At 73.8% G+C, this 1,956-nt stretch carries 2 protein-coding genes; one reads left to right on the top strand and one right to left on the bottom strand.

The window, feature by feature from the left end; genetic code table 11:
* Positions 1–28: 28 nt before the first annotated feature.
* Complete coding sequence (locus tag KR546_RS18825; RefSeq protein WP_238446263.1) at positions 29–883, bottom strand: RDD family protein; 855 nt, start codon at positions 881–883, stop codon at positions 29–31.
* A gap of 124 nt (positions 884–1,007) precedes the next feature.
* On the opposite strand from KR546_RS18825, the gene KR546_RS18820 reads away from it, so the two are divergent.
* A partial coding sequence (locus KR546_RS18820) for a stage II sporulation protein M (RefSeq protein WP_238446262.1) occupies positions 1,008–1,956 on the top strand: 949 nt, incomplete at its 3' end.

The raw sequence follows: 1,956 nt of genomic DNA, 5'->3' as shown, positions 1-1,956 counted from the left end.
GGCGGTGGGGTCGGCGGCGGGGCCGGGGTCAGCGGTGGGACCAGACCCAGTCGGTCGCGCGGGAGCCGTCGGCCGGGGCGTGCTGGTCCTGGTAGGCCGCGGCGATCGCGGTCAGCACGTCCGGGGCGGGCATCGCCGTCGGCAGTGGCAGGTCCGAGATCCGGGGCCACACGGAGCGCACGACCACCCCGCACAGGTGCGCGTGGCGCTCGGGGTCCAGTCCGCTGCGCAGCACGGTCGAGCGGATCACTCGGTAGTCGCCGTCGTCGAGCGCGGTGACGTCCAGCCTGGCCGCCAGCGAGGCCGTTCCCGACGGCGGGGTGAATCGGACCGGCGAGATGTCGGCCCGGGTGACCGATTCGCGCACCACCAGCGTCCCCGCGACCAGGTCCCCCAGTCGCTGCCCCCTCGGCGAGGCCAGGGCGGCCAGGAACGCCACGATCCCGCCCGTGAGGATGAGCTCGAACACCCCGACGGTGGCTCGCACCAGGGCATGGCGCAGCGAGATCGGGGCGGCGCTGACGGTGACCACCCGCAGCTTCGCCACGACCTTGCCGAGGCTGCGGCCATGGGTGAGCCACTCGATCCCGGCGGGCACCACGATCAGCATCGCGCCCACCAGGGTGATCACGACCCAGGCCCCGGCGTCGGCGGCCCCGACGTCGTTGGAGAAGACCGTGGCGACCAGGGCGAACCCACCCCAGATGACCGCGATCACGAGGATCGCCAGCACCACGAGGTCGACCAGGTAGGCCAGGCCACGCAGCCCGACCGTGGCGGTCGGGATCTCGAGCTCGACGGCCTCGCCGGTCACCAGGCCCCGGGTCGAGCGCGCCGCGCCGGCCCCGACACCCGGGTTGCGTGCAGTGGCCTGGTCACCCACGACTCGTCTCCTGCCACGAGGTCCGGGCCCGGACCGTCACCGTCCCGGACCCGGGCGCGACACTACAGTGACCGCCCATCCACGACCCACCCGCGACCGTTCGTCCGGAAGGACCAGGCCGCCCATGGACCGCGACAGCTTCGTGGCTCGCCACCTCGACGAGTGGGAGCGCCTCGACGCGCTCGCCGGCCAGCGTCGCCACGACGGGGCGGAGGTCGACGAGCTCGTCCGGTTGTACCAGCGCACCTCGGGGCACCTGTCCACGGCCCGGGTCCGCTACGAGGACACCGACCTGGTCCTGTACCTGACCCGGATCCTGTCGCGCGCCAACGCCGTGCTCAGCCGGCCGCCGTCGCTCAGCCTCGCCCGGGTCCGACGCGGGATCGGCCACGCCGTGCCGCTGGCGCTGTGGCAGACCCGCTGGGCCATCGCCGTCGTGGGCGTGGTGTTCGTGGGTGCCGCACTGGCCGCGACCTGGTGGCTGGCGACGACCCCCGGTGCGATCGACTTCGCGATGCCCGCGGAGTACCGCCAGTACTACGTCGAGGAGGCGTTCGAGTCCTACTACTCCGACGGACCGGCCTGGCTGTTCGCGATCCGGCTGTTCCTCAACAACGGCCGGATCGCCCTGCAGATGTTCGGCGCCGGGGTCCTGCTGGGGCTGCCGACCCTGCTGATCTCGGCCACCAACGGCTGGATGGTCGGCGTGGCCGGCTCGGTCATGGCCGACGCGGGCCAGGCCTGGACGTTCTGGCGACTGATCCTGCCGCACGGGCTGGTGGAGCTGCCGGCGATCATCGTGGCGGGGGGTGCCGGCCTGCAGGTCGGCTGGGCAGTCATCTCCCCCGGCGACCGGACCCGGACCCGCGCGGTCGCCGAGGAGGGTCGGCGCGCGGCCACCGTGGCCTTCACCGCTGCCGCCGCCCTGGTGCTCGCGGCCGCGATCGAGGCCTGGATCACGCCGTCGGCACTGCCCGACGTGGTGCGCATCGCGATCGGCGCCGCCGGGCTGTTCGCCGTGTTCGTCGGGCCGATGCTGCTCGGTCGCCAGCTGGACGTCGGCGGCCCTGGCG

Origin of the sequence: Salsipaludibacter albus, assembly GCF_019798055.1 — a bacterium.
Taxonomy (GTDB): Bacteria; Actinomycetota; Nitriliruptoria; order Nitriliruptorales; family Nitriliruptoraceae; genus Salsipaludibacter; species Salsipaludibacter albus.
Note: the sequence above shows the minus strand (reverse complement) of the source record. Positions and strands in the feature narration are given on the sequence as shown.